The sequence below is a fragment of the Cupriavidus sp. 96C5-1 genome (genome assembly GCF_057798855.1).
The window spans coordinates 16,129-42,263 of the sequence record NZ_JBYOJU010000067.1 but is presented as its reverse complement, the minus strand read 5'-3'; the positions used below and the strand labels follow the sequence as shown (position 1 = coordinate 42,263).

Sequence of the window (26,135 nt, the reverse complement as noted above, 5' to 3'; positions counted from 1 at the left end):
CGTCGTGGGCGCGGTGGCCCCGGCTTGAGGCGAGCCCCCAATCTGGAGCCACCGCGCCCACGACGAAACCAGTGCCGTTCATGATCGAGTGGCCATATAAACCGGTAACGGCAGATGCATGAAAGGGCAAGCGAGTTCGTCATTCAGGGGTCATACAATGAAACCACCGTCATTCGCAGCGGCAATGCCGTTCGCGCCGGTAGCGCCAGCAGTTTATTAGAACCGCCGCGCCCACCACGAATCCGCAAAGCCACCAAGCCCGACACGCCAGCCTCCTGCAAGGATCGCTTTCTTTTGGTTACTTTTCTTTACGAGTAAAGAAAAGTGACACCTCCATGTGCCCAAGAGCCTGACGCCACTCCGCCTTTAGGCCCTGCAGACCTGCCCCCCAAGCCAAATAGCCCGACACCACATCGCCTTTAGGCCCTGCAGACCTAAATCAGCCCCCTAAAATAAAACAACAATATTTTAAAAAAAAGGGCTTTCGCTAAGAGTACAGGACCATCGATCTGAAGCGCCACGAGCTACTGGCCCATAGACGCCGGCCCGCTGCGTCAAGACCTAACCGATCAGAACGACGGCACCATCGCGCCCTTGAACTCGTTCTTCATGAACTGGCGCACGTCTTCCGACTGGTAGGCAGCGACCAGCTTCTTCACCCATGGCTTGTCCTTGTCCTGGGTGCGCACCACGATGATGTTGGCGTACGGGCTATGGATGTCTTCCAGCGCGATGGCGTTCCGGGCCGGCTGCAGGCCGGCGGCCAGCGCGTAGTTGGTGTTGATCACCGCAGCGGCCACGTCGGGCAGCGCGCGCGCCAGTTGCGCGGCGTCCAGTTCGACGATCTTCAGCTTCTTCGGGTTCTCGCTGATATCCAGCGACGTCGCGTTGACGCCGTTGGTGCCCGCCCCGCTCTTGAGCTTGATCGCGCCTTGCGCGGCCAGCAGCAGCAGCGCGCGGTTTTCGTTGGAGGGATCGTTGGGGACGGCGACCTTGGCGCCTTGCGGCAGGTCCTTGGGCGACTTCAGCTTCTGCGAATAGATGCCGAGCGGCGAGATGTAGGTGTAGCCCACGCTGACCATCTTGTAGCCGCGCTGCTTCACCTGGCTGTCCAGGTAAGGCTGGTGCTGGAAGCTGTTGGCGTCCAGGTCGCCGGCGTCGAGCGCGGCATTGGGCTGCACATAGTCGTTGAACTCGACCACCTTGATATTCAGCCCTTCGCGCTTGGCGACCTTCTGGACCACCTGCCAGACCTGCGCATCCGGCCCGCTGACCGTGCCAACGCGCACGGTCGGCTCCTGCGCCAGCGCGGTGCCGGAGGCGGCCACGCCAAACGTGACGGCGGCGACGCACAGGGCTTTATGGATCGAGGGATAGGTGTGGCCGAAGCGGCCGGTGAATTTCGACATGACGCTTGTGTTCCTTTCTGCCATGCCAGGGGCTGGCATGGCTGTGACTAGGGTAGAGGCCGGCCGCCCCGGGGCGCGCTCAATGCGCGCCCATCGCGTGCGTTTCGACCTGGGGCGCATTTTGCCATCCACCGCCCAGCGCAAGGAAGAGATTGATCTGGTCCAGCGCCACCTGGCTTTCCGACGCCGCCAGCGAGGCTTCGGTGCTGGCCAGCGTGCGGTCGGCATCGAGGCTGGACAGGTACGGCGAGCGGCCGGCCTGGTAGAGCTGGCGATTCTGCCGCGCTACCTCGCTGGCCTTGTCGCGCGCATCGCGCAGCGCCTGGGTGCGCTCCAGCTCACGCGTATAGCTGCTCAGCGCGGATTGCGTTTCGCGCAGTGCCTTGAGCACCACCCCGTCGAAATGGGCCAGCGCCGCCTCGGCGCCGGCTTCGGTGCCGTGGATGCGGGCGCGCGTGCCGCTGGTCGGGATGTTCCAGGTGATCAGCGGACCAAAGCCCCAGTGGGCGGTCGGTGCCTGTCCGAGGTGGTCGAGGATGCCGGTAAAGCCGGCCGACGCACCGATGCTGATGGACGGATAGAGATCCGCCGTGGCCACGCCGATCTTTGCCGTGGCCGAGGCCAGCTCGCGCTCGGCCTGGCGCACGTCGGGCCGGCGCTTGAGCAGCGCGGCGCCGTCGCCCACCGGCAGCGGCTGGCTCAGCCTGGGTTCTTCGTGGCAGGCGTACTCGGTCATCGAGGCCGCGGTGGGCGGCTTGCCCAGCATCACGGCCAGCCGGTAGGCCGCGCCTTCCTGCTCGGCCTTGAAGCGCGGCAAGGCGGCGCGCAGCACGTCGGCCTGGGCCTGGGAGCGCAGCAGGTCCACCGGCTGCCCGCGCCCCGCATCCACCATCTTGCGGGCCAGATCGACGCCGCGGCGCTGCAGTTCGAGCTGATGCTCGGCCACCGTCAGCTCGTGCGTGGCAGCGCAGCCCTGCACATAGGCGCGCACGGTCTCGGCCACCACGCCGACGCGTGCCTGGTCGAGCGCCGCCTGGCTGGCTTGCGCGCCGGCCAGCGCGGCTTCGTCGGCGCGCGCGAGCTTGCCGAAAAAGTCGATCAGGTAGGACACCTTGAAGCCGACGTCGCCAAAGTTCATGACCGGGATCTTCTCTTCCACCAGCAGCGGTTCGCCGGCAATCTGCCCGCGCTGCGCACCGGCGAAGAGGCCGGCCCCGGGCAGGTTCTCCGCTTCCACCTCGTGGTAGACCGCAATGGCGCGCTTGAGGTTGGCCGCCGCCACGCGCAGGTCGGTATTGGCGGTCAGGGCCTGCTGTACCAGCTGGTCGAGCTTCGGATCGTCGTACAGGCGCCACCAGCCGTCGGGCACCGCCGCGATCGACACCGCGGGGTTGTCCGTGCCGAGCAGCGCGCCGTTGGCCGCGGGTGCTTTCACGACGGCGTTGTCCGGCACATGGTAGTCGGGCCCGACGGTGGTGCAGGCGAACAGCAGCGGCACCAGTGCCGGCAGCAGGGCTAGGCGCAAGGCGTTCACTGCGCGCCTCCCTGGCTGGCGGCTCCCTTGGCGGCCAGCGCGAGCTTGTCCTTCTGGTCCTTCTGCCCGTCTTGCGCCTTGGCCGGCTGCGTCTGCTCGCGCACCGATACGGTGGCGGTACGCCCGGCCACCAGCCGCAGGTCGGATGGCGCTTCGTCCAGCGCGATGCGCACCGGGATGCGCTGTGCCAGCCGGACCCAGTTGAAGGTCGGGTTCACGTTGGGCAGCAGGTTGGACCCGTTGGAGCGGTCCCGGTCCTCGATGCCGGCGGCGATGCTTTGCACGTGGCCATGCAGCACCCGGGACTCGCCCATGATGCGGATATCCACCGGGTTGCCGACGTGGATGCCGTGCAGCTTGGTTTCCTCGAAATAGCCTTCCACGTGGAAGGAATTCGCGTCGACCATGGACAGCACCGGACGGCCGGTGTTGACGTAGTCGCCCAGGCGCGGCAGCCGGTCGTTCAGGTAGCCGTCGACCGGGCTGAGCACGCTGGTGCGCTCCAGGTTGAGCTTGGCCAGGTTGACCGCGGCCTGCGCCTGCGCCAGCGCGGCTTCGCCTTGCTGGACCTTGGCCAGGCCTTCCTCGACCACTTCCTTGGAAACCACCTCGGACAGCGTCTGGCTGCGCTTGGCTTCGCGGCGGGCCTGGGCCAGCGTTGCGTTCTGCGCGGCCACCGTGGCCTGCGCCTGTTGCAGCGCCAGCGCATAGCGGTCGCGGTCGATCTCGAACAGCGGCTGGCCGCGCTGCACGCGCTGGTTGTCCTTGACCAGGACCTTGGTCACCAGGCCGGACACGTCGGGCGCGACCTGCACGACATCCGCGCGGATATGGCCGTCGCGCGTCCATGGCGCGATGGTGTAGTAATCCCACAAGTGCTTGACCACGACCACCGCGGCCGCGGTGACGACAAGGGTAAGGACGATAGGTCCGATCGAACGAAGATTCAGTTTCATGACTGCAGCCGATACGCCAGGTAGACGACGCCACCCAGGACGATCCCATAGAAGGCCAGATTGAACAGCGACCGGTGCCAGACCAGCCGGTAAAAACCCACGCGCGCCAGCACGGCGCGCGCGCAGGCGGTAATCACGAAAGCCGCCAGCATCCATACCAGCAGGCTGGGCACGAACACGCCATAGATGTCGATTTCACCGCGCATGGTTGCTGCCCGCTTCCGTGACCGCTTCTGTGACTGCTTCTGTGACAGCTTCCGTGCCCGATCTCATGCTTGATTTCATGCTCATGATTGACTCCCGCCCTGCTGCGCCGCCAGGGGCGCTGCCGAAAACAGGGCGACATGCATTTCCACCAGCGCGGCGAACGCCTCGCGCGAGGCCGCGTCGGCCCGCGAGGCAACCTCGCATATGGCCTTGCCGAGCCGCTCGCGCAACACCTGCGGCGGCGCCTCGGCCCGCGCTTCCAGACGCGCCTGGTAGTAGCTGGCGACGCCGCTCAGCACACGCTTCACGGCGCGCTGGTGGTCCGGCGCCAGCGCGGGCAACTCGCGCTGCAGCGCCAGCGTGCTGAGTTCGACGCGCACCTCGGTGAAGCCGTCGCCGGCGTTTTCGTTCTCGCTGGCTGCCAGCCGCGGCACCAGTTGCGCCAGGCGGTCCAGCATGCGGGCCAGCAGGCGCGCATGGTCGCGCGGCTCGCGCCCGGTGGCGTTGCGGGCGATATCGCCCCAGCTCGCGCGGACCAGCCGGCGGGCCGCGGCCTTGGTGCCGAACGGGCGCGTCACCAGCGTCCACAGCAGCGCGAACAGGATGCCCGCGATACCCGCCACATTGCCGTTGAAGAAGGCCTGGAAGTCGGCGTTGTACGCGCCCTGCAGGCCGATATCGTTGGCCGTGACCACCGCCAGCGGCATGGCGATCAGGGCCAGCCGCGGCTGCGTCATCATCAGGCCGATGACCAGGTACGGCGCCGCGAACATCAGCACCAGCATTTCGAAGTCGTGCGCGTTGGGCAGCACCACGAACAGATAGACCGTGGCGATCACCAGGCAGACCACGTTCCAGCGGAAAAAGGAACGGATCATCGGCGCCGGCTCGTCCATGGCCGCAAAGAAGCAGCTTGACACCGCACCCAGCGCGACGGCGCCGGCGCCGTCCGCCCAGCCGGTCCAGATCCAGATCATGCCCATCAGGAAAATGGCCGCGGCGACGGTGGCGGTGGAGAACAGCAGCATGCCGTGATCGTAATGGCGCGCCGCGCCCACGTCCCAGCGCTGGAACGCGGGCGTCCATTCGCCCGCCGGATTCTTCTCGCCGATACGGCGCTGGAGCAGCACGCAGTCGTGCCATAGCGCCACCAGCTCGCGCAGGCGGCCCTCGGCGGTGGCGGCCAGCGCGCTGTGCCAGTCCGGCCCGGCAGCGCCGGCGACGAGTCCGGCGCCAGCGCTCGGTGCGGCCTCGGCTGCCGGCAGTGCCGGCAGCGGCGCTTGCGCGCCGGCGCCGATCCACGCCGACACCAGCGCCATATGCTTCGACAGGCGTTCGGGCACGCCCGCGGCGTTCTGGTGCAGCGCCTCCACCACGGCGGCCAGCGACGACAGCACCGGCAGCAGCATGGTCATGCGGCCGCGCAGTTCCTGCGCGTTCTTCACGCGGGCGGCGCTTTCGGTGTCGTAGGAGAGCTGGCTGATCAGCTGGTCGAGCGCGAGGATATCGGCGGCAAGGCGATGGCGGCTCTGATGGCGCGACACCCTGGCGGCCGGCTGGGCGGAGAGCATATCGGTAGCCCACAGCGCGGCGTCGGCCAGCCACTGGGCGGACTTGCCGCCGAGCACGGTGGCCACGTTGGCCGGGAAAATGGTCGAGCCGACGATGCTGGCGCACAGGATGCCAAGACAGATCTCCTCGGCCCGGGCCACCGCGATATCGAAGATGCCGCCGGGATCGTTCACCGACGGCAGCGCCACCAGCGGCAACGTATAGGCCGCCAGCATGAACACATAGCTGCGCGGCGTGCGGTGCAGCAACGCAACGTAGAGCAGGACCCCGGTCCACAGCGCGACCGCGGCCATCAGCAATGCCGGCGCGTTCACCAGCGCCGGCACCATGGCCACCGACGCGGCCGCGCCGAGCAGCGTGCCCAGCACGCGATACAGCGCCTTCGAGCGGGTCGCGCCGGTCAGCGGATGCGCCACGATATAGACCGAGGCCATCGCCCAATAGGGCCGCGGCAGGCCGAGATAGAGCGCGATGAACAGCGCCAGCATGGCGGCTGCAAATGCTTTGAAGGAAAAGATCCAGTCTCTTCCGGTTGGCCAGCTCACCATGGCGGTTACGACCCCGAAGCGGCGGAGGATGTGGACGCCGCGCAGGCGGCTGCCCGGGAAAGCGCGTCGAGCACGCGCAGCGCGCCTTCGAAATCCTGCTCGCTGACATCCGCGAACACGCTGGCGCGGACCTGTTTGAGTTCCACTTCGATTTTCGCGGCGAGGTCCTCGCCGGCGTCGGTCAGCCAGAGCGCATTGGCGCGGCGGTCGTTGGCGTCCACTTCGCGGCGCACCAGGCCGGCGGCGGAAAGCTGGTCTACCAGGCGGACCAGCGAGGCGCCTTCCAGCCCGACGTAATCGGCCAGCGTGACCTGGCGGACACCTCCGCCAAGCCGGCGGATAAACAACAAGGGCCCTGCGGCCGCGGCGGAGATGCCATAGGCGGTGACAGCGCCCTGGGAAATGTGGCGCCATTGGCGACCGGCCAGCATGAGCTGGCCGGTGAAGGCGAAGCGGAGGGCGTCGATTGGAGGCATGGGCCAATAATAGCAAGCTTATAGTTAGGATGCAAATTATCACGCTACGAATGAATGCCGGATGAAGGGGTGCCGGACGGGATATCGGCCATCGGTCACTCCGTCAGCAGGTGGCGTGCCGCCGGCCGGCCTTGAATCCGCGGGCGCCAGTCGCCGGCGCGCACCGCGCGCCGATGTCCGGGCGATATCCGAGCGATATCGGCGATGGATAAATGAATATTGGACACGCCGCGCAGCGCTCCCTTAGCCTCTTCGTACAACGCCGGACCTGCATCCAGGCACAAGACAAACCGACAAGGAGACCCGCATGAGCCGCTTCCTGCGCTACGAGCAGCAGGGCCACATCGTGACCCTGACCATGAACGAACCGGAGCGCCGCAACCCACTCACCGGCAACACCGCGGTGGCGGATTTCCTCGAAGCCATCGACCGCATCCACCGCGACAAAAGCGTGCGCGCGGTGATCCTCACCGGCGCCGGCACCGCCTTCTCCTCGGGTGGCAATATCCGCGACATGGAGCGCCAGGCCTCCGGCGAGGTGCCGGGCATGGAGATTCGCCAGGACTACCGGCTGGGCATCCAGCGGCTGCCGCTGGCGCTGTTCAACCTGGAGGTACCGGTGATCGCCGCCGTCAATGGCGCGGCGATGGGCGCCGGGCTGGACCTGGCCTGCATGTGCGATATGCGCATTGCCTCGGAGCACGCGCAGTTCGCGGAGAGCTTCGTGAAGCTCGGCATCATCCCCGGCGATGGCGGCGCATGGCTGCTGCCGCGCGTGATCGGCCTGTCGCGCGCGGCCGAGCTGACCTTCACCGGCCAGGTCATCGATGCGCGCCAGGCGCTGGAATGGAACCTGGTCTCGCGCGTGGTGCCTGCCGAACAATTGCTGCCCACCGCCAACGAACTGGCGGAACGCATCGCCGCCAACCCGCCGCATGCGGTGCGGCTGGCCAAGCGGCTGCTGCGCGAAGCGCTGCACACGCGGCTGGATACGCTGCTGGAATTGTCGGCGGGGTACCAGGCGCTGTCGCACCAGACCGCGGACCACCGGGAAGCGGTGTCCGCCTTCCTCGAGAAGCGCAAGCCTGAGTTCACCGGCAACTGATCCCGCAACGTCCCAACCTCGATCGATAACACACCGGAGACCCGCCATGCCGCAAGCCGTCATCGTAGATGCCATCCGCTCCCCCATGGGCCGATCCAAGCCGGGCTCGGCTTTCACCGGCCTGCATCCCACGGAGCTGCTGGCGCAAGTGCTGGCGGGCCTGGTGGAGCGCAACAGGCTGGACCCCGGCCTGGTGGAAGACGTCATCACCGGCTGCGTGAGCCAGGTCGGCGAACAGTCGGGCACGCCGGGCCGCGTGGCGTGGCTGGCGGCCGGGTTTCCCGAGCATGTGCCGTCCACCACCATCGACCGCAAGTGCGGCTCCAGCCAGCAGGCCGTGCATTTCGCCGCGCAAGGGATCATGGCGGGCGCCTACGATATCGTGATTGCCTGCGGCATCGAATCCATGAGCCGCGTGCCGATGGGCTCGGGCCGCATCGGCCAGAATCCGTACGGCCCGTCCTTCGAAGCGCGCTACGCGCCCGGGCTGGTGTCGCAGGGCGTGGCGGCCGAGCTGGTGGCGGCGCAGTGGGAACTGTCGCGCGACGATCTCGACAGCTATGCGGCGCAATCCCACCAGCGCGCGCACCAGGCGCGCGAGGCCGGCGCCTTCGCCCGCGAGATCCTGCCGATCCGGACCGCCGCCGGACTGGTCGCGTCCGATGAAACCATCCGCCCCGGCACCACGGCGGAGCGCCTCGCCACGCTGGCGCCGTCGTTTCGCGACGAAGCGCTGGGCGCGCGCTTTCCGCAGATCGGCTGGCACGTGACGGCGGGCAATGCCTCGCAGATCAGCGACGGCGCGGCGGCCATCCTGCTGATGAGCGAGCGCGCCGCATCGCGGCTGGGGCTGAAGCCGCGCGCGCGCTTCGCCGCCTTCGACGCCTGCGGCGACAGCCCGCTGACCATGCTGACGGCGCCGATTCCGTCGAGCCGGCGCGCGCTGGAAAAGAGCGGTCTCAAGCTCGATGCGATTTCGCACTACGAGATCAACGAAGCCTTCGCCTGCGTGCCGCTGGCATGGCAGCGCGCGCTTGGCGCCGACCCGGCCCGCCTGAACCCGCGCGGCGGCGCGATCGCGCTTGGCCATCCGCTGGGCGCCTCCGGCGCGCGGCTGATGACCACCATGCTGCACGCGCTCGAGGACAGCGGCGGCCGCTATGGCCTGCAGTCGATGTGCGAGGCCGGCGGCATGGCCAACGCCACCATCATCGAGCGGCTCTGAGCGACGCAAGGCGACCGGCCTCCCGGACCATGCCCTGCATCCGATACCCATCACGAGGAGATAGAAATTGAAACTTGCCAACCTGTCCGCCGTCGTCACGGGCGGGGCATCCGGCCTCGGCCTTGCCTGCGCCCGCCGCCTTGCCGAACGCGGCGTCGCCGTGGTGATCGCCGACCTGTCCGAGGAAAACGGCACCGCTGCCGTGCGGGAACTCGGCCCGCAGGCGCGCTTCGTGCAGGCCAATGTCTGCGACACTGCGCAGATGACGCGCGTGTTCGACGCGGCCGACGCGCTCGGCACCATGCGCGCCCTGATCCATTGCGCCGGCGTGGGCGGCCCGGTGCGCCTGGTCGAGAAGGACGGCCAGCCCGGCTCGCTGGAGAAGTATGAATCGATCGTGCGCATCAACCTGGTCGGCACCTTCAACACGCTGCGCCTGGCCGCCGCGCGCATGGCCCGCAACGAGATGCTCGACGGCGAGCGCGGCGCCTGCGTGCTGACGGCCTCGGTCGCCGCCTATGAAGGACAGATCGGACAGATTCCCTACGCCTCGGCCAAGGCCGGCGTGGTCGGCATGACGCTGGTGGCGGCGCGCGACCTGGCCCAGCGCATGATCCGCGTCTGCACCATCGCCCCCGGGCTGTTCGATACGCCGCTGCTGGCGCGCCTGCCGGAAAACGTGCGCGCCTCGCTCGGCGCCTCGGTGCCGCACCCGGCGCGGCTGGGCACGCCGGACGAGTTCGCCTCCACCGCGCTGCACATCCTGGAGAACCCCATGCTCAACGGCGAGACCATCCGCCTGGACGGCGCCATCCGCATGACGCCGCGCTGAAGCGCCGGCCCCGCCGGGCCAGCAACGGTGGCAGAGCCGGAACACCGGCCGCCAGGGCCCGACCGGGCCATGCATACAGGAGGAGACACCCCATGCATACCAGGCTGTTCGCCAGGTTTCCCGCGCTGCTGTTGTCCGCGCTGCTCTCGACCGCCGCACAGGCGCAGACGGCGTGGCCGGAGCGCCCCATCACCATCATCGTGCCGGGCGCGCCCGGCGGCACCACCGACATCCCCACCCGCCTGGTGGCGCAGAAGCTCGGCGCGCTGCTGGGCCAGCCGGTCATCGTCGACAACCGGCCCGGCAGCGGCGGCATCATCGGCACGCAGGCACTGCTGCGTGCGCCGGGCGACGGCTATACCCTGCTGGTCGGCAACACCGGCTCGCACGCCATCAACTACAGCGCCTACCGGCACCTGCCTTACCGCCCGCAGGATTTCGTGCCGATCACCGACATGATCTCCTTCCCCAACGTGCTGGTGGTCAACGCGCAGTCTCCGATCAGGACCGTGGCCGACCTGACCGGACAACTCCGGAACCAGCCCGGCCAGCTCTCCTACAGCTCGGCCGGCATCGGCCAGACCACGCACCTGACCGCCGAGCTGTTCCGCATGCGCACCGGCACCGAGGTCATCCATGTGCCCTACAAGGGCTCGACGCCCGCGACCACCGCGCTGCTGGCGGGCGAGACCACCTTCATGTTCGACAACCTGACGCAGGCGCTGCCGCATATCCGCGCGGGCAAGCTGCGCGCGCTGGCAGTCACCAGCGCCGAGCGGCTGCCTGCCCTGCCCGAGGTGCCGACCATGGCGCAGGCCGGCGTCGGCGACTTCGTGGTGATGGGCTGGCTCGGGGTGTTCGCGGCGGCACGCACGCCGCCGGCAGTGGTCGCCAAGCTGCAGGACGGCCTGGCCAGGGTCATGCGCGACCCCGAGATCGTGGCCAGGTTCAAGGAGATGGGCGGGCTCGCCGGCGGGCAGCCGCAATCCGCGTTCGCCACGCTGGTCAGCAGCGAGCAGAAGCGCTGGGGAGACGCGATCAAGGCGTCGAACCTGAGCCTGGACTGAGCGCGCCCCGCGCACCGCGCGGGGCGGTATCATGCTGCGATCCCTGCCCCGTCCTGCGCGACGCCGCGCCCCGCCATGCGAAACCGCATCAACGAAGAAATCACCTTCCGCAAGCTGGAAGTCCTGCTCGCCTATATGGAGACGGGCAACCTGGCCAAGGCCGCCGAGGCGCTGGACGTCAGCACCGTCAGCGTGCATCGTGCGCTGCACTCGCTCGAGGAGGGCATGCACTGCGCGCTGTTCCGCCATGAAGGGCGCAACCTGCTCCCGACGGAGGCGGCGCACGTGCTGGCCGACGTGGCTACCGATGTGATCAAGACCATGGCCGACGGCATCCGCGCAACGCGCGAAGCCGCCGGCTATTCGGCCGATCACCTGAAGATCGGCTCGCTCTATTCGCTGACCATCCGCACGGTGCCGGAAGTGGTGATCGGCATCAAGGTCAGGCGGCCCGAGCTGCAGGCGGAACTGGTGCTGGGCTCGAATGCGGACCTGCTGTTCAAGCTCAAGCAAGGCGGCATCGACGCCGCGCTGATGGCCGTGCCCGAGCCCGATCCGGACATCGAATCGATTCCCTTGTTCGAAGACGAGATCTGCTTCGCCGCGCCGGCGGATTCCCCCTATGCGCGACAGGCTTCCATCGACCTGCGGCAATGCCGCGACGAGCCCTTCGTCACGCTCAGCGAGGGCTTCGTCACCTACCAGGGCTTCGTGGAGGCCTTCCGCATCGCCGACTTCACGCCCAATGTGGTGATGAAGGTCGGCGATATCTTCTCGCTGATGAACCTGGTCAGCGGCGGCGTGGGCTACGCCCTGCTGCCGGGCCGCGTGCGCGATGTGTTCGCGCACAAGGTGACGCTGATCCCGCTGTCCTCGCAATACCGGCTGCGCCAGACCATCGGCCTGAGCTTCCTGCGGCGGCGCGAGCGGGACCCGAACCTGCTGGCGCTGGCGGCGGTGTGCCGGCTGGCGATGCGGGCGGGGACGAAGGCTATCGACCCGCAGACCTGAGTGTTCTCCATGTGATCGGCCCGGCTGATGGCGCCCCCGCGGCCCCAACCACGGCGGCCGGATGCACAAGCCTGAACACACACCGCCAACCGGCGCCTCCTGTTCGTTCGCCTTCACACGCCGTCCACGGGCGGCCTTGGCGGGAAAGGCCCCGGCCCCGCCGCTTCCCAGTGTCCGGTCGTCCAGCCCTGCCATGCGCCCTCCCCCGCCGCCCTCCTCGGCATTGTTCCCAAGGGCCAACGATCCGCGCTCAGTCGTCCTCCAGACACGCTGTCCCGTCTTAGCCTTTCTGATGATCTGCTCGGCTTCATGAAAGGGGTTATCGCGCTATGACTTTCAGTAACGGGGAGTGGATCTATCCTTATCCGCCGGCACTTCGTCACACGCGCGATAATTTTATTTTTCGACGACGAGAAAGATGGCAATTCCCGCCATGGCGATCGAACTCGATCTGTTGATGTACTTGAGCGACGAGCCGCCCAATCTTGATCCCAGCACCATGCCGCTTCCAGCGTAAATCGTCATTGTGACGATATCGATCAACGCCGATAGCACCGCAAGCACAGCGTACTGGAAAAACAGGTTCCCGGAAGGGTCAATGAACTGAGGCAGGAACGCGACGAAGAACACGATCACCTTCGGATTCGAGAACGCAATGAGGAAACCTCGGACAAAATGCGCGCCAGCAGCTCGCTTTCCGCCGTTCGACGCATCGCGCTCCTGTAATTGGCCATTCGAATGCCAGATCTTCCAGGCAATCCAGAGGAGATACAGAAATCCCCCCCAGCGAATGACCTGGAATACATTGGCGTACAGCTTGATGACCACACCTAGTCCGAGCCCCACCAACGCAATGATCACGATATCCGACAGCGCGGCGCCGAGGGCACAAAAGAAGATGCCCTTCTTCGACTTCGCGATGCCGTTGGACCACGCCAACAACGAAGTCGGCCCCGGCAGGATCGCGCCAGCAAAGCAGAAAATGGCATACAAGGCGATGGTGTTGGCGCTCATGATGTCAGTTGGATCGGGTTCCCCGAATATTCAACAGGTAATCGTAAGTGGTCGGGAGCGTCGCGGCAAATGCTTCTTCTTCCCGTTTGAGATGCTGAAACTCCACGAGCGCTTGCTTCATCCACTCATCGTGATATCCGAGCTTCGGATGTGATCGCTCAGGAACCCAATTGAGGCCGGTAAACATGCAATAGTAATTGCTATTGGTCCAGAAATTCGAAAATTCCAGATCAAAGTTGGCGTAATAGTCACTTTCGTTTGTCGTCACCGGAGGGCACACGACAAGACCGGCGTTGTACGCGCTGAGTTTTTCGCGCAGCGAGTCCGAAATCTTGAGTTCGTGCTTGTTCGCCCTCCAGAAATCGGAGTCGTTTCTCTTGGTGGTGAAGTAGTGGGTCTGGATGAAGTCCCTGCAATCGTCGAACATCACTTCAATCTTCTTGTTGAACGAGTCTGCCAGCCGTGGGTCCAGGGCAGCATCGGGGAAGTGCTGAGCGAACTGATAGATCGCCGCATAAATGAAGTAAAGCCCGGTCGACTCCAGCGGCTCGAGAAAGCATGACGATAGCCCGATCGACACGCAGTTCTTGACCCATGCTCTCCGGTTGCGTCCCGTGCGGAATTTGATGTGGTTCAGTTTGACTTGATCTTCCCTGACGCCCCAGAGTTTCAGGAAATCCTCCGTTGCGGTGTCCTTCGAGCAAAATCTGCTCGAGTAGACATAACCCGATCCAAATCGGCCGAGCAATGGAATCTTCCATGTCCACCCGCTGCTCATTGCAATCGCCGACGTATATGGCTCAACACCGTTGGCTTCGTCATCGTGGGTGATCGACCCGGCAACCGCCGAATCGCACAGCAGGTATTGCGACATGTCGATGAAGGGCTCGCCCAATGCCTGATTGATCAGAAGCCCTTTGAACCCCGAACAGTCGACAAAAAAATCTGCCGCGATCTCGGCTCCAGATTGGATTCGTACCGACTTGATTCCGCCATCTTCATTCAGTCGCGTCTCGACGACTTCGCCCTCGATGTGCTCGACGCCCCAACTCACCGCGAGATCCCGGAGGTAATTGGCGACGAGATGAGCGTCGAAATGCCAAGCGTGACTCATGCACGACTTGCCGTCACGAGCCTTCGGCGAAAGCTTGGCATCGAGCAGTTTCGCCTTGTTGTAGCAGGCGTATGCGAACGGTTCCGAGATCTGCCCGGCATTTCGCAAGTGCGCCCAATAGTGGGAAAGAGGAATTCCGTTGACTTCCTTTAATTGCCCGAACATATGGTAAAAGTAGTCATCTGGATCGCTTTTTGTGTTCCAGCCAACGAACTTGATTGCCGACTTGAACGACGCATTGCAATGAGGCATCCAGTCCTGCTCTTTCAGCCCCAGAAAGTCAAAGAAGACCTTTTGCAGATTCGGTATTGTTGCCTCGCCTACACCGATTTTCGGAATGGAAGGTGCCTCAATTAGTGATATTTTCACCTTGCAACCATACGCTTTGGAAAGATAGGCGGCAGTCATCCACCCCGAGCTTCCTCCGCCAACAATCAGAATTCTCTTCATCAAACTCTGCATCATGTCTCCCATACTATTGAAATGGAACTGGCTATCCCTGCGGCGTCACCGCGTGGTCACTGATGGCGCGAATTACTGGCGATTCGAGCAAACTTTGAAACCAACGATTCCACTATCCTTATTGCGCCACGGAGGTCGGATTGGCTATCGATGGTTGATACTGGGTCATCATGGGACACGCCCTATGGGAAGTATGTCCTCTCATTCCTGCTGGCTATTATTCCAGTGAAAGTAATCGCCAATGCGATTTTTTATTCGAGCCTTGCCGACCAAGCCAGTTCGGTGCACAGCAAGCCGGCTTGCCCGGTGCGCATCTGAGCTGGCACACCGTGCTTTGTGCAACCTGGCCAGTGCAGGCTCCCGCGCAATCGAAGCCACCACCGGACGGTGGTAGATGTCAGCGGACTCCCTAGCAGGTAGTCATATTTACGGAGCATAAACGATGCGTGACCACAGTGGATATGGGATTAATCTGAATTTGAGTAAATATTTCGTGAAATCTGTACGAGATGAAGTTCGAGATACTCGGTGCACTGAAGACCAATCTCCGCTCAAAATCAGAATTTTCCCATTGCTTAGTGGGTCGGTAATGGGTAAATATTGAGGCGCCCAAAATGTAGCTCATAGGAGGTGCATTCAAATGCCGCTGTCCGACCCACCTTTTCGTCCATGCGGGTATGTCCTGCACACCCGGCCAGCCCTGTTCGTACTGGTCAACTATGCGCCAATGGAAGGCCAGCCAAGCTGGCGCAATGCCTCTTGCGAATTCATGGAAGAGGGCAACGCCGATGCCGGGGCGGCACTGTCCGTCCACATCTCGCCCTTCGATGCGCTGCTGAATGCCGCGTTCATATCCGAGCCCGGCAAGCCCTATCACATAGCGAATGCGGCAAGCTTCGATCCCCGGACATTGATCCGCGACAGCGGCGGAAAGCTGCATATCAACCTGCACTGCGGCTGGGCGACAAGCCACGGCCGCATCATCGTCAGGCGCAAAGGCTCGCTCGCCAGCGTTTGCATGGTGCAAACAGAAGAGATCCCCGAAGCGCGGCTCAATGCCATCGACGTGGCGATCGACCAGGACGGCATTGCCAGGTACGAGCGGCTGCGCGAACACGCCGGGCTGTTCGCGCATGCGGATTCGCATTGCCTGCAGCAAACCTGGACGGAGCAGCAACGGCATCGGGCGGTGGCGCTGGCCATACGGCGGATGCCGGGAACGGTCTCCGTGGGCGCCGAAATCAACCAGGTTGCCCTATACGATCCCGAAGCCGCGCAATGGCACTTCGTGCCCATCGAGGTCTTCTCCGGCAATCCGGATCGTACGGCGAATGCCTGAACGACCGGCTTCAAGCCGGTGACCTGAGTCACCGCAGGAACACGCAATTTGAGAGGTTCTGCGGATTAGAGGATGAGGCGAATAATCTGGAAGGAGTGCATAAAGATCAAGATTCAAAATTATTGGTTCTTGTTCATGAGGTGGCACATTTTCCAGATGCAATGGACGCGAGAGATGATTGGTATTCTGTGTTTTACTCACAGAAAAAAGCAAAAGAGGGGCATGTGGCATGCATTGAAATGGCAGACAACCTCGCGAGCTACGTGCTCGATATTCCAAATTGGAGGGGATCAGATCCGGTATGGCGACCTTAAATAGAATACTCTGTGCGATTGTTCTGTCGGCTTTGTCTTTACCCGCCGTTGCCTGTAGCCTAGGAATCCTCGGGTATGAACCAGTCTTTGACGACGAAAAGCCCGCTCTATCGGCAAAAGAGGTGTTACGGCTGGCACATTGGCGAGCACAACTAAGAATCTGGCTGCCAAATGGCGGCACGTATCACATCGCCGTCAATCGCAATGAGAAGGCTGGAGTCTCCGCGACGCTGGCCGAGAAACGACGGCAGAGCCTCACTTCGCTGCTTCTGGCATTCGGCATCGAGCCAAGGGATATTGAGGAGTCGATTGTCAAAGACTACAGGCTGAGCATTACGGAGCCATGGATACGCCCAGATCTTAACCGGGCCTCCATTGACATCACTGAGCCGCGCTGCCCACATGGCTGCTGCCCTGGGCCACAGCCGATGGAGAAGTAAATTGAAAGGGCTACCATGAGAAGAGCGCTGGCTGTCACCATGCTCTTGATTTCACTTCCCGTAATGGGGTGCACCTTGGGATTTGTTGATTACGAGCCAGTGTTTGCAAATGGTCGACCCGATCTATCGGCCAATGAAGTCCTGCGCCTGGCAAATTGGCGGGCGCAACTGAGACTGTGGCTCCCGAACGGAGGAAAGTATCTGGTCTATGTTCGCCAGAACGCGCGCGTAGGCGTGTCAGCCAAGCTAGCGGAGCAGAGACGCAAGAGCCTGTTATCGACGCTCTCGAATATGGGTATCGACAAAGCGGACATTGAGGAATCGGCAGTCCGTAGATTCAGCGAAGAGCTGAGGCCGGGTCCGGAACTGCGCCATCTCACCAATGTTGCGGAGATTTCAATCGTCCCGCGCTGCCCGCATCCTTGCTGTCCGGGGCCACAACCCATCGATGCGAAATCAAACGATTGGAGGAATGATGGCCAAAATGAATAGATCGGGACCGGCGAGCCTGTATCGGCAGTGGGCCGGTAGCGCCACGGCGGCAATGTTCCTGGCGAGCAGTGCGGCCCTCGCTTGCGCTCCACGGGTCCCGGGGATAGACCTTCAGTTCCCCAGGAACTCACACGCGCTGACGGCTGGCGGAGCGCTCAAGCTGGGGACATGGCTTGCGGATCTGCGGGTTCGCTACCCGAACTACGACCATTTCTTCGTTGCGGCATATCGGGTCGGTGGCGAGGCCGATGGGATGGAACTGGTCGCAGCGCGTGCCGAGACCGTTCGTCGTTTCTTTGTCAGCCGGGGGTTCAATCCGGAAAGAATCGATGCGCAGGCACAGGGAACGTTCCTGGATGACCCCGCAAAGGAGGAAGGGGCCCGCGCGGTCGATATCGACTTTCTCCCGGCCTGCCCGCATGCCTGTTGCAGCCTGGAAACCCATCGGGTCAAGTTCACCGGGCTGCCGATGCCCAGGGATGGCGGCATGGCCGCAGTGAATGGCGAAGTACGTTAGCGTCCGGTCTCGTGCGCTCCCGGTACGCCGTGCCAGCGGCGGCCCCTCCTCGACCCCATTCTGTAATTTGGAGGATTCAGAAGATATTGCGAGCTATGCTCCAGGCATTCCAGTTTGGAGAGTAGGCAGCCGGTATGGAATCCAGACGGCGTTCACTAACCCACCACCGCCTTGGTCGCCAGGAACAACAACGACGGCCCCAGCAGACAGCCCAGCCCGGTGTGGAAGGTCGCCACCAGCGCGCCATAGGGCACCAGCCTGCGGTCCGTCGCCGCCAGTCCCGCCGACACGCCGCTGACGGTGCCGGCCAGCCCGCCGAACACCATCGCCGCGCGCGGGTTGTTCAGGCCGAGGAAGCCCGCCGCCATGGGCGTGCCCACCATCACGATGATGGCCTTGATCAGGCCGGTGGCGATGCTCAGCGCGATCACGTCGGAACTGGCGCCCAGCGCGGCGCCGGTGACCGGCCCCACGATATAGGTCACGGCGCCGGCGCCGATGGTGGTCATGCTGACCGCATCGCTATAGCCAAAGGCGCGCGCCACGGCGGCGCCCACGATGAACGGCAGGACGGTGCCGAGCAGCAGCGATATGGCGCCCACCAGCCCCGCCTTGCGCGCCTCGGTCACCTGCACCTCGAAAGCGGTGGCAACGATGGCGAAATCGCGCAGCATGGCGCCGCCCATCAGGCCGATGCCCGAGAACAGCGAGAGATCCGCCAGGCCCTTTTCCTTGCCGGTGGCGATGCCGCCGTAATAGGCCAGCAGCAGGCCGATCACGATGGCGATGGCGGAGGCATGGACGCGGCCGAAGGTGAGCCAGCGCGACAGGCGCGATGACAGCCACATGACGATGCCGACCGCGGCGAAGGCCGTGACCAGGCCGTTCTGCAGCAGTACGCCCTGGAACACGTGCGAGATGGAATGCGGCATGGCGGTCTCCTCAGTGCGATGCGTGGCTGGCGGCGGCTTCGGGCGACGGCAGCGGCGGCAATGGCGCATGGTTCCCGGTGCGGCTGAGCAGCGCGATGCAGCAGGCCGACACCAGCACCGCGCCGAGCGCCGCGATCAGGGCCACCGGGCCGCCGCGCAGCGCCGCGACCACGTTCTGCTGGGCCGCCATCGCCACCACCACCGGGATGTACATCGCGCCCCAGAAGCCCACGCCGGCCTCGGTCTCCCTGGGCAGCAGGCCGCGCCCATGCAGGTAGAGCCGGATCGTGATCAGCAGCAGCATGGCGATGCCGACGCCGCCCACATTGGCCTTGACGCCGATCGCCATCCCCAGCAGTTCGCCGAGGAACAGGCCGACGAGATGGCAGAGCGCCAGCAAGGCGGTTCCGTAGATGATCATGGTGCTGTCTCCTGGTGGCCTGTCGGCGTGCTTGCGCGCAGGCTGGTTCTTGGTATGTGGTCGGACCCGCGCCCGGTGCGGCAGGGTCCGCCGGTGGCCCGGCATGGGATGCAATCTAGGCGAGCCACCGCAGCGCATCAATCAACCCGGGAAGTGGATCGTTAGCCTGGGATTAACGGCGCGCCGCCGCCGGCGGATGGCGTTGTGACCTGCCCGGCCCTTGCGCGCCGCGCGACGCCACGCCTGTCCGCAAACACCGGCTCCGATACTGGCGCCAGCAAGTCCGACACTTACACCTGGAGTAACGATGCCACGCCCGGCGTCATTGCTTGCGCCGCGCGCGCTGCGTATCTTGGTGCCATCTACAGCATCAAGCACACCGGAGACGCGATGCCGAATCCAGCCACGGACCGCCAGTGGGACACCCGCCGCGCAGAAAAGCGCCGGCGCCTTGCGCGCGGCGCCGCCATTGCCAGCGGCCGGGTCGTGCCCACCGCCGATATCGTCCCCTTTCTCGAAGCCATCACCGCGCCGGGCGACCGCGTGGTGCTGGAGGGCAACAACCAGAAGCAGGCCGATTTCCTTTCGCGCTCGCTGGCCGGGGTGGACCCGGCCAGGGTGCACGGACTGCACATGATCATCCCGAGCGTCAGCCGCGTCGAGCACCTCGACCTGTTCGAGCGCGGCATCGCCAGGAAACTGGACTTCGCCTACGCCGGCGCGCAGAGCCTGCGCATCTCGCAGTTCCTCGAAGACGGCCTGCTGGAAGTCGGCGCCATCCACACCTATATCGAGCTGTACGCGCGGCTATATGTGGATCTCACGCCGAACATCGTGCTGATCGCCGGCTACAAGGCCGACCGCGACGGCAACCTCTACACCGGCGCCAGCACCGAGGACACCCCCGCGCTGGTGGAGGCCGCGGCCTTCCGCGACGGCATCGTGGTGGCCCAGGTCAACGAGATCGTCGACGATCCCGCCGGCCTGCCGCGCGTGGATATTCCCGGCTCGTGGATCGACTATGTGGTGCAGGCGGACCAGCCTTTCTTCTGCGAGCCGCTGTTCACCCGCGATCCGCGCCTGATCAAGCCGGTGCACGTGCTGATGGCGATGATGGCGATCCGCGGCATCTACGAGCGCCACCAGGTGCAATCGCTCAACCACGGCATCGGCTTCAACACCGCGGCCATCGAACTGATCCTGCCCACCTATGGCGAAGCGCTCGGCCTGAAGGGCAAGATCTGCAAGTACTGGACGCTGAACCCGCACCCCACGCTGATTCCCGCCATCGAGTCGGGCTGGGTGGAGAGCGTGCACAGCTTCGGCAGCGAACTCGGCATGGAGAACTACGTGGCGGCGCGGCCGGACGTGTTCTTCACCGGCGCCGACGGCTCGATGCGCTCCAACCGCGCGTTCTGCCAGCTTGCCGGGCAGTATGCGGTGGACCTGTTCATCGGCTCGACGCTGCAGATCGATGGCGACGGCCATTCCTCCACGGTTACGCGCGGCCGCCTCTCGGGCTTCGGCGGCGCGCCCAATATGGGCCACAATCCGGGCGGCAGGCGCCACCCCACGCCGGCATGGCTCGACCTGATCGAGACCGACGACCCGCTCGCGCGCGGCCGCAAGCTGGTGGTGCAGATGGTGGAAACCTTCCAGGCCGGCGGCAAGCCGACCTTCGTCGAATCGCTCGATGCGGTGCAGGTGGCCAGGGACAGCGGCATGCCGCTGGCGCCGGTGATGATCTACGGCGACGACGTGACCCACGTGCTGACCGAGGAAGGCATCGCCTACCTCTATAAAGCGCGTTCGCTGGAAGAGCGCCGCGCCATGCTGGCAGCCGTGGCCGGCGTGACGCCGATCGGCCTGCGCCACGATACGTCCACCACGCGCCGCATGCGCAGCGACGGCCTGATCGCGCTGCCGGAGGACCTGGGGGTGCAGCGCAGCCAGGCCACCCGTTCGCTGCTGGCGGCCAAGAGCATGGCCGACCTGGTCGACTGGTCGGGCGGGCTGTACGAGCCGCCCGCGCGCTTCAGGAGCTGGTGATGGCGAGCCCCGCATGGCTTGCCGAAGGGCCCGCAGAGGCGGGCCTGGATCCGGATGCCGTGGCGCTGGCCGATCTCGCCGTCAGTGCGCTGATCGACGAGGCCACGCTGTCTCCCAAGCCAGGGCTGGTGGATGGCCGTGGCAACGGCGCGCATGCCGACCTCACGCTGGACCTGATGCGCATCTCGGCGCGCGCGCTGCATCCCGCCTTCGCCGGCATGGCGGCGGCGGGCATGCGCGCCGCGCGGCCCGGCGTGGCGTTGCGCGAGCGGCTGGGCGCGCTGGGCCGCGAGGCCGAGGCCGCGATGATGCGCGCCACCGGCGGCGTCAACACGCATCGCGGCGCCATCTGGAGCCTGGGGCTGCTGGTGGGCGCGGCCGGCTTGCACCGGCATGGGCGCAGCGCGCACGCCATCGCACGCACGGCCGGCGCGATCGCGCGCCTGCCCGACCGCCATCGTCCCGTGCGCACCGGCAACAAGGGGGAACGCGCCTGCATCGACTACGGCGTCGGCGGCGCGCGCGGCCAGGCGCAGGCCGGCTTCCCGCACGTGCTGCGCGCAGGCCTGCCCGAGTTGCACCGCAGCCGCGCGCGCGGCGACGCGGAACCCAGCGCGCGCGTCAACGCGCTGCTGGCCATCATGAGCCGGCTCGACGATACCTGCGTGCTGGCCCGCGCGGGCCGCGAAGGGATCGCGCTGATGCAGGACGGCGCCAGCCAGGTGCTGGCCGCCGGCGGCATCGCCACGCTGGCCGGACGCCGCCTGCTGCGCCGGCTCGAGGCCGGCATGCTGGCGTGCAATGCCTCCCCCGGTGGCGCGGCCGACCTGCTCGCCGCCACCTTCTTCCTGGACCGGCTGCCCTGTGCGATGCCGCCGGCCGTTTGCCCTGTGCACGGAGACAAGTAATGGAACAGCTCCAGTTCGAATATCCCGCCGGTGCGCCGGCAGGCCAGCGCGTGCTGGTCGGCGTGGTCGGCTCCGGCGACCTTGAAGTGATGGTCGAGCCCGGCACGGCCGGCACCACCACCATCCAGGTCACCACCTCGGTGGACGGCTATGGCAAGGTCTGGGACGCGCAGCTCTCTCGCGTGTTCAGCGCCGCGCCGCGCGCCGCCATGCGCATCCGCATTCACGATTTCGGCGCCACGCCGGGGGTGGTCGGCATGCGCCTGGCGGAAGCCTTCGAAGCGCTCGGCGCCGATGGCAAGGAGCAGCCATGAACCACGCATCGCTGCTGAACCGCGAGAGCTTTGCCGAGCTGGGAGCGCGTGCCCGCGCGCAGGCGCTGCTCGACCCCGGCAGCTTCCGCGAGCTGGCCGGTCCGTTCGACCGGCTGGCCTCGCCCTGGCTGGAACGCCAGGGCGTGGTGCCGCAGGCCGATGACGGCGTGGTGGTGGCCAAGGGCCGCATCGACGGCCAGCCGGCCGTGATCCTCGCCATCGAAGGCGCGTTCCAGGGCGGCAGCCTGGGCGAAGTGGGCGGCGCCAAGATCGCCGGCGCGCTGGAGCTGGCCGCGCAGGACAACCGCCGCGGCGTGCCCACGCGCGCGGCAATCCTGTTCGAGACCGGCGGCGTGCGGCTGCAGGAAGCCAACCTGGGTCTGGCGGCCATCGCCGACATTCACGCGGCCATCGTCGACCTGCGCCGCTACCAGCCGGTGGTGGGCGTGATCGCCGGACAGGTAGGCTGCTTCGGCGGCATGTCGATCGCGGCGGGACTGTGCAGCTATCTTGTGGTCACGCGCGAGGCGCGCCTCGGCCTCAACGGGCCGGCGGTGATCGAGCAGGAAGCCGGCATCGCGGAATATGACTCGCGCGACCGCCCCTTTATCTGGAGTTTCACCGGCGGCGAGCAGCGCATCGCCACCGGCCTGGCCGACCGCTACGTCGAGGACGACAGCGACGCCATCCGCGCCACCGTGCAGGCGCTGCTGGCCGAGGGCGTGCCGGCCACGCACCGCAGCGGGCGCTACGCGCACTACCTGCAACGGCTGTCCGGATACGATCCGGCGCGCCAGCCGGAGCCGGAAACCGTCCGCGCCATCTACGCACCCGGAGCAAAGCCATGAGCACAGCACGTACAGCAAGTACAGCAAGCACCCAGGGCCGCGGCGAAACCTGGCTGGCGGCGCTGACCGGCAACGCCCCGCGCCGCACCGGCTATCCCGCCACCGTGCAGGTCGCCGACGCCGCGCTGGCGGGCCGGCCGGCCCGCTTTATCGCGGTGGTGCCGGATGCGGACAATGCCTATCCGCGCGTACGCCACGGCGAGGTCGGCCTGCTCGAAGGCTGGTCGCTGGCGCAGGCGGTGCATGAAGCCGTGCTGGCCGACCGCGATGCCGCCATCAAGCGGCCCATCGTGGCCGTCGTCGACACGCCCAGCCAGGCCTATGGCCGGCGCGAGGAAGCCTTCGGCATCCATCAGTCGCTGGCCGGCGCGGCCGATGCCTACGCCACGGCGCGGCTGCAAGGGCATCCGGTGATCGCGCTGCTGGTCGGGCGCGCCATGTCGGGCGCCTTCCTGGCGCACGGCTACCAGGCCAGCCGCCTGATCGCGCTGGACGATGCCGGCGTGCAAGTGCACGCCATGGGCAAAGAGGCCGCGGCGCGCATCACCCTGCGCAGCGTGGAAGACCTGGAGACCTTTGCCGCCAGCGTGCCGCCGATGGCCTACGACATCGGCAACTACGCCACGCTGGGGCTGCTGTGGAAACGGGTCCGCGTGCATCATGCCGGGCAGCCGGACGCGGCCGATCTCGACACCGTGCATGGCGCGCTGCAGGCCGCGCTGGCCGATATCGCGGCCGAGCCGGAGCACGATCTGCGCAGCCGGCTCGGCGGAGAAAACCGGCAGGCTTCCAGCCGCGTGCGCGAGGTGCTCGCGCAGCAGTGGCAGGACTGATCATGCACGGCGCCACGGCACGCGCGCTGCTGCCCCACGACCTGCTCTGGCTGGTGGACCCGCCTGCCTTTGCCGGCGCGAACGCGCTCCCCGCATGGGCCGGCGCCGAATGGCTGGCGCGCGCGCCGCTGGTGGTGCGGCGCGATCGCATTGACGCAGGCCGCATCCCGGTCGGCCTGCGCGGCACCACGCGCGCGCAGCGCCATGCGGCGTGGCTGCCGCGCGCGCAGGTGGCACGCGTGGTCACGCCGGGCATGATCGCGCGGCAGGCGCGCTGGCGCGATCATCCGCGCCGCCTCGCCTTGCCGGCGCTGACGGTGCTCGCGCGCGTGGCGCCGCTGCTGGACGAAGCGCGATTGAACTGGGGCGTGACGGGCGGCGCCGGCTTCACGCTCGCCTCGGGCATCGACGTGCTGCACCCAGGGAGCGACCTCGACCTGCTGGTCACCGCGGGCATGCCGCTCGCACCGCAGACCGAACGCCTGCTCGTCGCCTTGCTCGACGGGCAGCCCGGCGACGCCCGCATCGACATCCAGGTGTCCACGCCCGCCGGCGCCTTCGCGCTGCGCGAGCGCGCGCGCACCGGTGGCCGCGTGCTGCTCAGGACAGCGAACGGTCCGGTCCTGTGCGAAGACCCGTGGCACCCGCCGGCAGTGGCGCCCCATGACCACGCCATGACCGCGCCATGAGCACGCTGTTCACTTTCCCCGGCCAGGGCGCCCAGCGTGCCGGCATGCTGCATGCGCTGCCGGATCACCCGGCCGTGCACGCCACCGTGGCCGAAACCGGCGCGGTGCTCGGGCGCGATGCGCTGGCGCTCGACAGCGCCGCCGAACTCGGCTCCACCGTGGCCGTGCAACTGTGCCTGCTGGCCGCCGGCGTGGCGATGGCGCGCTGCCTGCTGGCCGAAGGCGCCAAACCCGATGCCGTGGCCGGACTGTCGATCGGCGCGTTCCCGGCAGCGGTCTGCGCGGGCGTGCTGGACCATGCCGACGCGGTAAGGCTGGTGGCGCTGCGCGCTCGCCTGATGGAACAGGCGTATCCGGCCGGCTACGGCATGACGGCGATCCTGGGGCTGGAGCGCGGCCCGCTGGAACGCCTCATCGCGCAAGTGCACGGGCCGGCGTCGCCGGTCTACCTGGCCAATCTCAATGCGCCTGCCCAGCTGGTCATCTCCGGCGCCGTGCCGGCCATGGCGCGCGTGGCGGCGCTGGCGCTGGACAGCGGCGCGCATGCGGCCCGGCCCATCGCCATCGGCGTGCCCTCCCACTGCCCCCTGCTCGACGGCGCGGCGGACGAACTATCCCGCGCCGTCGCCGGCGTGCGCATCGGCCGGCCGCGCCTGCGCTACTTCAGCGCCAGCGCGGCACGCGAGCTGCGCGACCCCGCGCGCATCGCCGCCGACCTGGCGCGCAACCTTGCCGTGCCGGTACGCTGGCACGAGACCATGCTGCTGGCGCGCGCATGCGGCATGCGCCTGGCGGTGGAGATGCCGCCCGGCAACGTGCTCACGCGGCTGGCCGCGCCGCTGCTGCGGGACGGCATCGCGGTGGCCTGCGCGGATACGCGCGTCGACAGCGTGGTGGCGCTCGCCGCGCGCGAGGCGCTGCGGCAGCCTTCCTGAGCCAGCCCCTCACCCCAGCGGCAAGGCCGTGCTGTACAGGACCTGCTTGAGCGCAAAGCTCGAGCGGATATTCGACACGCCGGGAATACGCGTGATCTGGTCGATGATCAGGCGCTCCAGCGCCTCCACGTCGGGCACCACCACCCGCAGCAGGTAATCGGCATCGCCCGACATCAGGTAGCACTCCATCACCTGCGGCAGGCTGGTGATGCGCCGCTCGAAGCCGTCGAGGCTCTCGCGGCGCTGCTTGTCCAGCGAGACCTGGATGAACACCACCACTTTCAGCCCGAGCCGGCGCGCGTCCAACAGTGTGACCCGGCGCGAAATCACGCCGCGTTTCTCCAGCTGCTTGACCCGCGCCAGGCAGGGCGAAGGCGACAGGCTGACGCGGCTGGCCAGTTCCACATTGGTCAGGCTGGCATCGCGCTGCAGCTCGTTGAGAATCCGGATATCCGTGGCGTCCAGGTCGATGTCCAGCACGTTGCGCTCCCGCATCTATGAATCTCAGCATTCTATGCTGCATTGATCTGAATTTGCAGTTGGCTTCGGTTTTTGCTGCGGCGCAATAAACC

The 26,135-nt window shown here is 66.3% G+C and carries 27 protein-coding genes; 16 read left to right on the top strand and 11 right to left on the bottom strand.

Annotated elements, in window-relative coordinates; translation table 11 throughout:
- Nucleotides 1-114 precede the first annotated feature (114 nt).
- Entirely contained in the window at nt 115-318 is a 204-nt protein-coding gene (locus tag AC3FOF_RS41315; protein WP_488729949.1) for a hypothetical protein, read from the top strand.
- 251 nt (nt 319-569) lie between these two features.
- Here the strand turns inward: AC3FOF_RS41315 and AC3FOF_RS41310 are convergent, their stop codons facing one another.
- The 6 genes from AC3FOF_RS41310 to AC3FOF_RS41285 all read right to left on the bottom strand — a co-directional run bounded on the left by AC3FOF_RS41310 (nt 570) and on the right by AC3FOF_RS41285 (nt 6,702).
- The gene (locus tag AC3FOF_RS41310) at nt 570-1,409 is read right to left on the bottom strand and encodes a MetQ/NlpA family ABC transporter substrate-binding protein (protein WP_488729948.1); all 840 of its coding nucleotides are present in this window, start codon (nt 1,407-1,409) and stop codon (nt 570-572) included.
- A 79-nt stretch (nt 1,410-1,488) separates the two neighbouring features.
- The gene (locus AC3FOF_RS41305; protein WP_276264718.1) at nt 1,489-2,943 is read right to left on the bottom strand and encodes an efflux transporter outer membrane subunit; all 1,455 of its coding nucleotides are present in this window, start codon (nt 2,941-2,943) and stop codon (nt 1,489-1,491) included.
- On the bottom strand, nt 2,940-3,899 hold the full coding sequence (locus AC3FOF_RS41300) for an efflux RND transporter periplasmic adaptor subunit (RefSeq protein ID WP_017223928.1): 960 nt from the start codon (nt 3,897-3,899) through the stop codon (nt 2,940-2,942). The genes AC3FOF_RS41305 and AC3FOF_RS41300 overlap by 4 nt, the downstream gene beginning before the upstream one ends.
- Nucleotides 3,896-4,105, bottom strand: a complete 210-nt coding sequence (locus AC3FOF_RS41295) for a DUF1656 domain-containing protein (RefSeq protein WP_017223927.1) — start codon at nt 4,103-4,105, stop codon at nt 3,896-3,898. Before AC3FOF_RS41295 ends, AC3FOF_RS41300 begins: the two co-directional genes overlap by 4 nt.
- 81 nt (nt 4,106-4,186) lie before the next feature.
- Nucleotides 4,187-6,226, bottom strand: a complete 2,040-nt coding sequence (locus AC3FOF_RS41290) for an FUSC family protein (protein WP_488729947.1) — start codon at nt 6,224-6,226, stop codon at nt 4,187-4,189.
- Nucleotides 6,227-6,231: 5 nt separating this feature from the next.
- Nucleotides 6,232-6,702 (bottom strand): MarR family winged helix-turn-helix transcriptional regulator, encoded by a 471-nt coding sequence (locus tag AC3FOF_RS41285; protein ID WP_488729946.1) that lies wholly within the window; start codon nt 6,700-6,702, stop codon nt 6,232-6,234.
- A gap of 307 nt (nt 6,703-7,009) precedes the next feature.
- Here AC3FOF_RS41285 and AC3FOF_RS41280 point away from each other — a divergent pair, with 307 nt between their 5' ends.
- The 5 genes from AC3FOF_RS41280 (at nt 7,010) to AC3FOF_RS41260 (ending at nt 11,942) form a co-directional block, all read left to right on the top strand.
- Nucleotides 7,010-7,807, top strand: a complete 798-nt coding sequence (locus tag AC3FOF_RS41280) for a crotonase/enoyl-CoA hydratase family protein (RefSeq protein ID WP_017224643.1) — start codon at nt 7,010-7,012, stop codon at nt 7,805-7,807.
- 46 nt (nt 7,808-7,853) lie between these two features.
- On the top strand, nt 7,854-9,032 hold the full coding sequence (locus AC3FOF_RS41275) for a thiolase family protein (protein WP_488729945.1): 1,179 nt from the start codon (nt 7,854-7,856) through the stop codon (nt 9,030-9,032).
- A 67-nt stretch (nt 9,033-9,099) separates the two neighbouring features.
- Complete coding sequence (locus AC3FOF_RS41270; RefSeq protein WP_488729944.1) at nt 9,100-9,864, top strand: SDR family NAD(P)-dependent oxidoreductase; 765 nt, start codon at nt 9,100-9,102, stop codon at nt 9,862-9,864.
- A gap of 92 nt (nt 9,865-9,956) precedes the next feature.
- On the top strand, nt 9,957-10,931 hold the full coding sequence (locus AC3FOF_RS41265) for a Bug family tripartite tricarboxylate transporter substrate binding protein (protein WP_488729943.1): 975 nt from the start codon (nt 9,957-9,959) through the stop codon (nt 10,929-10,931).
- Between the two features lie 75 nt (nt 10,932-11,006).
- Complete coding sequence (locus AC3FOF_RS41260) at nt 11,007-11,942, top strand: LysR family transcriptional regulator (RefSeq protein ID WP_276264723.1); 936 nt, start codon at nt 11,007-11,009, stop codon at nt 11,940-11,942.
- Nucleotides 11,943-12,338: 396 nt separating this feature from the next.
- On the opposite strand, the gene AC3FOF_RS41255 is transcribed toward AC3FOF_RS41260, so the two are convergent.
- Together AC3FOF_RS41255 and AC3FOF_RS41250 are read right to left on the bottom strand one after the other, a co-directional pair.
- Nucleotides 12,339-12,956 carry a LysE family translocator gene (locus AC3FOF_RS41255; protein ID WP_276264915.1) on the bottom strand — a complete coding sequence of 206 codons (618 nt, stop codon included), beginning with the start codon at nt 12,954-12,956 and terminating at the stop codon, nt 12,339-12,341.
- Nucleotides 12,957-12,960: 4 nt separating this feature from the next.
- Nucleotides 12,961-14,520 carry a tryptophan halogenase family protein gene (locus AC3FOF_RS41250; RefSeq protein ID WP_488729942.1) on the bottom strand — a complete coding sequence of 520 codons (1,560 nt, stop codon included), beginning with the start codon at nt 14,518-14,520 and terminating at the stop codon, nt 12,961-12,963.
- Nucleotides 14,521-15,172: 652 nt separating this feature from the next.
- On the opposite strand from AC3FOF_RS41250, the gene AC3FOF_RS41245 reads away from it, so the two are divergent.
- The 3 genes from AC3FOF_RS41245 to AC3FOF_RS41235 all read left to right on the top strand — a co-directional run bounded on the left by AC3FOF_RS41245 (nt 15,173) and on the right by AC3FOF_RS41235 (nt 17,634).
- Nucleotides 15,173-15,871 (top strand): hypothetical protein, encoded by a 699-nt coding sequence (locus AC3FOF_RS41245; RefSeq protein WP_488729941.1) that lies wholly within the window; start codon nt 15,173-15,175, stop codon nt 15,869-15,871.
- Nucleotides 15,872-16,640: 769 nt separating this feature from the next.
- Nucleotides 16,641-17,117: a hypothetical protein gene (locus AC3FOF_RS41240; RefSeq protein ID WP_488729940.1), complete on the top strand. Its 477-nt coding sequence runs from the start codon at nt 16,641-16,643 to the stop codon at nt 17,115-17,117.
- Nucleotides 17,098-17,634: an OmpA family protein gene (locus tag AC3FOF_RS41235; protein WP_488729939.1), complete on the top strand. Its 537-nt coding sequence runs from the start codon at nt 17,098-17,100 to the stop codon at nt 17,632-17,634. Before AC3FOF_RS41240 ends, AC3FOF_RS41235 begins: the two co-directional genes overlap by 20 nt.
- A gap of 155 nt (nt 17,635-17,789) precedes the next feature.
- Here AC3FOF_RS41235 and madM read toward each other — a convergent pair whose 3' ends face one another.
- Both madM and madL read right to left on the bottom strand, forming a co-directional pair.
- On the bottom strand, nt 17,790-18,566 hold the full coding sequence (madM, locus tag AC3FOF_RS41230) for a malonate transporter subunit MadM (protein WP_017227881.1): 777 nt from the start codon (nt 18,564-18,566) through the stop codon (nt 17,790-17,792).
- Between the two features lie 10 nt (nt 18,567-18,576).
- Entirely contained in the window at nt 18,577-18,987 is a 411-nt protein-coding gene (gene madL, locus AC3FOF_RS41225; RefSeq protein ID WP_276264923.1) for a malonate transporter subunit MadL, read from the bottom strand.
- Between the two features lie 390 nt (nt 18,988-19,377).
- Between madL and mdcA the strand changes: the two genes are divergently transcribed.
- The 7 genes from mdcA to mdcH are packed head-to-tail and all read left to right on the top strand — an operon-like array spanning nt 19,378 to nt 25,563.
- Complete coding sequence (mdcA, locus tag AC3FOF_RS41220; RefSeq protein ID WP_276264924.1) at nt 19,378-21,036, top strand: malonate decarboxylase subunit alpha; 1,659 nt, start codon at nt 19,378-19,380, stop codon at nt 21,034-21,036.
- Nucleotides 21,036-21,944, top strand: a complete 909-nt coding sequence (locus tag AC3FOF_RS41215) for a triphosphoribosyl-dephospho-CoA synthase (RefSeq protein WP_488729938.1) — start codon at nt 21,036-21,038, stop codon at nt 21,942-21,944. Before mdcA ends, AC3FOF_RS41215 begins: the two co-directional genes overlap by 1 nt.
- Nucleotides 21,944-22,258 carry a malonate decarboxylase subunit delta gene (locus AC3FOF_RS41210; RefSeq protein ID WP_276266862.1) on the top strand — a complete coding sequence of 105 codons (315 nt, stop codon included), beginning with the start codon at nt 21,944-21,946 and terminating at the stop codon, nt 22,256-22,258. The genes AC3FOF_RS41215 and AC3FOF_RS41210 overlap by 1 nt, the downstream gene beginning before the upstream one ends.
- Nucleotides 22,255-23,106 (top strand): biotin-independent malonate decarboxylase subunit beta, encoded by an 852-nt coding sequence (locus tag AC3FOF_RS41205; RefSeq protein ID WP_276266863.1) that lies wholly within the window; start codon nt 22,255-22,257, stop codon nt 23,104-23,106. The genes AC3FOF_RS41210 and AC3FOF_RS41205 overlap by 4 nt, the downstream gene beginning before the upstream one ends.
- Nucleotides 23,103-23,939: a biotin-independent malonate decarboxylase subunit gamma gene (gene mdcE / locus AC3FOF_RS41200; protein ID WP_276266864.1), complete on the top strand. Its 837-nt coding sequence runs from the start codon at nt 23,103-23,105 to the stop codon at nt 23,937-23,939. The genes AC3FOF_RS41205 and mdcE overlap by 4 nt, the downstream gene beginning before the upstream one ends.
- A gap of 2 nt (nt 23,940-23,941) precedes the next feature.
- A complete protein-coding gene (locus tag AC3FOF_RS41195) occupies nt 23,942-24,628 on the top strand; it encodes a malonate decarboxylase holo-ACP synthase (RefSeq protein WP_488729937.1) in 687 nt (228 codons plus the stop codon).
- A complete protein-coding gene (mdcH, locus tag AC3FOF_RS41190) occupies nt 24,625-25,563 on the top strand; it encodes a malonate decarboxylase subunit epsilon (RefSeq protein WP_488729936.1) in 939 nt (312 codons plus the stop codon). The genes AC3FOF_RS41195 and mdcH overlap by 4 nt, the downstream gene beginning before the upstream one ends.
- 9 nt (nt 25,564-25,572) lie before the next feature.
- Here the strand turns inward: mdcH and AC3FOF_RS41185 are convergent, their stop codons facing one another.
- Nucleotides 25,573-26,043, bottom strand: coding sequence for an Lrp/AsnC family transcriptional regulator (locus tag AC3FOF_RS41185; protein ID WP_017225796.1), 471 nt, complete (start codon nt 26,041-26,043; stop codon nt 25,573-25,575).
- Between the last annotated feature and the right edge of the window lie 92 nt (nt 26,044-26,135).

Bases quoted from the DNA above. Each gene is read 5' to 3' on its own strand.
- AC3FOF_RS41195 (WP_488729937.1), top strand. From the start codon at position 23,942: ATGCACGGCGCCACGGCACGCGCGCTGCTGCCCCACGACCTGCTCTGG.
- AC3FOF_RS41280 (WP_017224643.1), top strand. From the start codon at position 7,010: ATGAGCCGCTTCCTGCGCTACGAGCAGCAGGGCCACATCGTGACCCTG.
- AC3FOF_RS41310 (WP_488729948.1), bottom strand. From the start codon at position 1,409: ATGTCGAAATTCACCGGCCGCTTCGGCCACACCTATCCCTCGATCCAT.
- mdcE (WP_276266864.1), top strand. From the start codon at position 23,103: ATGAGCACAGCACGTACAGCAAGTACAGCAAGCACCCAGGGCCGCGGC.
- AC3FOF_RS41285 (WP_488729946.1), bottom strand. From the start codon at position 6,702: ATGCCTCCAATCGACGCCCTCCGCTTCGCCTTCACCGGCCAGCTCATG.
- AC3FOF_RS41265 (WP_488729943.1), top strand. From the start codon at position 9,957: ATGCATACCAGGCTGTTCGCCAGGTTTCCCGCGCTGCTGTTGTCCGCG.
- AC3FOF_RS41290 (WP_488729947.1), bottom strand. From the start codon at position 6,226: ATGGTGAGCTGGCCAACCGGAAGAGACTGGATCTTTTCCTTCAAAGCA.
- AC3FOF_RS41300 (WP_017223928.1), bottom strand. From the start codon at position 3,899: ATGAAACTGAATCTTCGTTCGATCGGACCTATCGTCCTTACCCTTGTC.
- AC3FOF_RS41295 (WP_017223927.1), bottom strand. From the start codon at position 4,105: ATGCGCGGTGAAATCGACATCTATGGCGTGTTCGTGCCCAGCCTGCTG.
- AC3FOF_RS41235 (WP_488729939.1), top strand. From the start codon at position 17,098: ATGATGGCCAAAATGAATAGATCGGGACCGGCGAGCCTGTATCGGCAG.
- AC3FOF_RS41215 (WP_488729938.1), top strand. From the start codon at position 21,036: ATGGCGAGCCCCGCATGGCTTGCCGAAGGGCCCGCAGAGGCGGGCCTG.
- AC3FOF_RS41210 (WP_276266862.1), top strand. From the start codon at position 21,944: ATGGAACAGCTCCAGTTCGAATATCCCGCCGGTGCGCCGGCAGGCCAG.
- madM (WP_017227881.1), bottom strand. From the start codon at position 18,566: ATGCCGCATTCCATCTCGCACGTGTTCCAGGGCGTACTGCTGCAGAAC.
- AC3FOF_RS41205 (WP_276266863.1), top strand. From the start codon at position 22,255: ATGAACCACGCATCGCTGCTGAACCGCGAGAGCTTTGCCGAGCTGGGA.
- mdcH (WP_488729936.1), top strand. From the start codon at position 24,625: ATGAGCACGCTGTTCACTTTCCCCGGCCAGGGCGCCCAGCGTGCCGGC.
- AC3FOF_RS41250 (WP_488729942.1), bottom strand. From the start codon at position 14,520: ATGAAGAGAATTCTGATTGTTGGCGGAGGAAGCTCGGGGTGGATGACT.
- AC3FOF_RS41255 (WP_276264915.1), bottom strand. From the start codon at position 12,956: ATGAGCGCCAACACCATCGCCTTGTATGCCATTTTCTGCTTTGCTGGC.
- AC3FOF_RS41240 (WP_488729940.1), top strand. From the start codon at position 16,641: ATGAGAAGAGCGCTGGCTGTCACCATGCTCTTGATTTCACTTCCCGTA.
- AC3FOF_RS41245 (WP_488729941.1), top strand. From the start codon at position 15,173: ATGCCGCTGTCCGACCCACCTTTTCGTCCATGCGGGTATGTCCTGCAC.
- AC3FOF_RS41275 (WP_488729945.1), top strand. From the start codon at position 7,854: ATGCCGCAAGCCGTCATCGTAGATGCCATCCGCTCCCCCATGGGCCGA.
- AC3FOF_RS41315 (WP_488729949.1), top strand. From the start codon at position 115: ATGCATGAAAGGGCAAGCGAGTTCGTCATTCAGGGGTCATACAATGAA.
- madL (WP_276264923.1), bottom strand. From the start codon at position 18,987: ATGATCATCTACGGAACCGCCTTGCTGGCGCTCTGCCATCTCGTCGGC.
- mdcA (WP_276264924.1), top strand. From the start codon at position 19,378: ATGCCGAATCCAGCCACGGACCGCCAGTGGGACACCCGCCGCGCAGAA.
- AC3FOF_RS41260 (WP_276264723.1), top strand. From the start codon at position 11,007: ATGCGAAACCGCATCAACGAAGAAATCACCTTCCGCAAGCTGGAAGTC.